The sequence below is a fragment of the Desulfonatronospira sp. MSAO_Bac3 genome, assembly GCF_003838035.1.
In the GTDB taxonomy this organism is placed as follows: domain Bacteria; phylum Desulfobacterota; class Desulfovibrionia; order Desulfovibrionales; family Desulfonatronovibrionaceae; genus Desulfonatronospira; species Desulfonatronospira thiodismutans.
This window is the reverse complement of the sequence record NZ_QYZY01000068.1, coordinates 1-3,128: the sequence shown is the minus strand read 5'-3', so window position 1 is coordinate 3,128 and position 3,128 is coordinate 1. Positions and strand designations below refer to the sequence as shown.

2 protein-coding genes are annotated in these 3,128 nt (G+C 56.4%); one reads left to right on the top strand and one right to left on the bottom strand.

Translation table 11 applies throughout. From position 1 onward, the window contains the following. Positions 1–2,590: excinuclease ABC subunit UvrA (gene uvrA / locus D5S03_RS02455; protein ID WP_287042586.1), on the bottom strand; the 2,590-nt coding region annotated here is incomplete at its 3' end. Between the two features lie 266 nt (positions 2,591–2,856). Between uvrA and D5S03_RS02450 the strand changes: the two genes are divergently transcribed. Next, positions 2,857–3,128: acylphosphatase (locus D5S03_RS02450; protein ID WP_287042585.1), on the top strand; the 272-nt coding region annotated here is incomplete at its 3' end.

The following is a 3,128-nucleotide window of genomic DNA, read 5'->3' as shown; positions in this document are numbered from 1 at the left end:
TGACAATTATCGAAGCCCCTTTGTCCACCAGCTGGTTCAGGACCTGGATAAGCTTGCCCACCTCGTGGGTATGCAGGCCTGTGGTGGGCTCGTCCAGCACGTACAGGGTTCCTGGCAGGCTCTTCTTGGACAGCTCCCTGGATATCTTTATCCTCTGGGCCTCTCCTCCCGAAAGAGTGGTAGCCGGCTGACCCAGCCTCAGGTATTCCAGGCCTACTTCCTCCAGGATGCCCAGCTTGCGCTCCAGGACCGGGTAATTCTGGAAAAATACCCTGGCCTGAGCCACGGACATATCCAGAACCTGAGCGATATTATACCCCCTGTACTCAATGTCCAGGGTCTCCCGGTTGTACCGCTGCCCCCCGCACACCTCGCAGGTCACGAACACATCCGGCAGAAAATGCATCTCCACCCTTATCTGTCCGTCTCCGCTGCAGGACTCGCAGCGACCCCCGCGCACGTTGAAGCTGAAACGCCCCGGCTTGTACCCGCGCTTTCTTGCATCTTTGGTTTCGGCGAAAATATTTCTGATTTCATCAAAGACCTTGGTATATGTGGCCGGATTGGACCTGGGGGTCCGGCCGATGGGTGACTGGTCAATGGGCACCACCTTGGCGATATGCTCCGCCCCTTCAATTCCGGCAATGCTTCCGGGTTCATCCACCTTGAGTCCCCTGGCCAGGGCCAGGTGTTTGTACAGCGAATCCACCACCAGCGAGCTCTTGCCCGAGCCGGAAACTCCAGTGACCACCACCAGCTGGTTCAGGGGAATGTCGCAGTCTACGTTTTTGAGGTTGTTGGTGCTCACTCCGCGCAGAGTCAGGCAGCGACCGGAGTTTCGCCTTTTATCCGGCCTGGGGATAGTCATCTCCCGGCGCAGGTACTTGCCTGTAAGGGTATTGGAACCAAGCAGGGCATCCACGCTTCCCTGGTGCACCACTTCCCCGCCCAGAGCTCCGGAACCGGGTCCCAGCTCCAGTACGTGGTCCGCGCTTCTGATGGTGGCCTCGTCATGCTCCACCACCAGCACGGTGTTGCCCCGGCCCTGGAGTTCGCGCAGGGTGGACAGCAATCGGTCGTTGTCCCTGGGATGCAGGCCTATGCTTGGCTCGTCCAGGACATAGGTCACCCCCACCAGGCCGGAGCCCAGCTGCCCTGCCAGGCGGATGCGCTGGGCCTCCCCCCCGGACAGGGTGGACATGTTCCGGGCCAGATTTATATAATCCAGGCCAACGTTGACCAGAAATTTGAGCCTGTGGCTCAGTTCATTTATAAGCGGCTCTGCAATCCTGGCCTGGGACTGCTCAAATTTCAGGCTTTGCAGCCACTCTAAGGCCTTGTGAATGGACAAACGGGTAAATTCGTAGATGTTTTTCCCGTTTACGTGCACGGACAAGGACTCGGGCCTCAGCCTGGCCCCCCTGCATACAGGACAGGGCCTGGACTGCCTGTATCTGGCCAGTTCATCACGCCAGACCGGGCCGATGGCGAACCCCTCCTCCAGGAGGCTAAGCACCCCCTCGAAACCAAGTTCCTTGTCTCCGGCAAAAAGCGCTTCTAAGGCCTCCGGGGGGAAATCAGCCAGCCGGGTGTCTAAGTCAAAGCCGTATTTGCGGCCCAGGGCCAGCAGGTCGTCCTTGTACCTGGCAAAGACCGCAGGCTTTTTCCAGGGGATGATTGCTCCCCGGTTCAGGCTCAGGCCCTTGTTGGGGGCTATCAGGTCCGGCTCAAAATACTCCACGCTGCCGATACCCGAACATTCCGGGCAGGCCCCCTGGGGACTGTTGAAGGAAAAAAGCTGCGGGCTGGGAGCAGGCATGGAGATCTTGCAGTCAGGGCATACCGCCTGGGTGCTGTAAAAAATGTCCCGGCCGTCCACAATGGACACCAGCAGGCTGTCCTGGCCATAAGCCAGGGCCAGTTCAACCGAGTCGGCCAGCCTTTTGCGCATGTCCGGCTTGTGCACTAAGCGGTCCACCACCAGCTCTATGCGGTGTTTGCGGTTTTTATCCAGCGCGGGCAGAGTGTCTAAGCTCTGGACCTCGCCGTTTATGCGCACCCGGACAAACCCCTGGGACTTGAGCTTTTTCAAAAGCTCCTGGTGCGTACCCTTTTTGTTGTTCACTAAGGGGCTTAAAATCATAAACTTTGTACCCTGGGGCATGTCCATGATATGTTCTATGATGCGGCTGGCGGACTGGGCCTGTACCTCCAGGCCGCACTCGGGACAGGTGGAAGTCCCAAGCCTGGCGTAAAAGACCCTTAAAAAATCGTACACCTCGGTCACCGTGCCCACAGTGGAGCGCGGATTCCTGGACAGGGTATGCTGCTCAATGGAGATGGCCGGGGAAAGCCCCTCAATCTTGTCCACTAAGGGCTTGTCCATCTGCGGCAGAAACTGCCTGGCGTAAACGGACAGGGATTCCACGTAGCGCCTCTGCCCCTCGGCATAGATAATATCAAAGGCCAGGGTTGACTTGCCCGACCCTGAAGGACCACAAAGGACCACCAGCTTGTTGCGGGGAATTTCCAGGGACAGGGACTTGAGGTTATGCTGCCTGGCCCCGCTTATGCGAATTGAATTTTCCATAGTTTATAAAGGTGAAGGTTGTTTATCAGGCAAGGACATGAAGGCTTCTTGTCTTTTCCGGTTTAAAATCTTAAATCAGTTAACACTACAGCGAAACTTATGATTGGCCTCCGGGGACTGGCTCTTTTGCCGCCGAGATTTTTGAGCAGTTGAAGGTTTTCCATCGGCAAAAGTGCCTGTCCCCAGTTGAGATACCATAGTGTATTTTATAAGTTTCGCTGTAGTGTTAATGGCTTCGATTATTATTTTTATCCAAACAGAAAATTATGAGGCGTAAGAGGTATATTGTCAATGGCCGGGTCCAGGGAGTAGGCTTCAGGCCCTCTGTCTACCGTATGGCCGCTCAACACGGCCTTACTGGTTCGGTGCAGAACACCTCCCTTGGCGTGGTCATCGAAGTCCAGGGCAAAGAGGAGGCACTGGCCGGGTTTGAAGAAGAACTCAGGGGCAACCCCCCGCCCTTAGCTGAAATTACCCGGATTCAGACAGACGAGACAACACCTGAGGCAGGTGAATCCGGATTCATCATCCTGGAAAG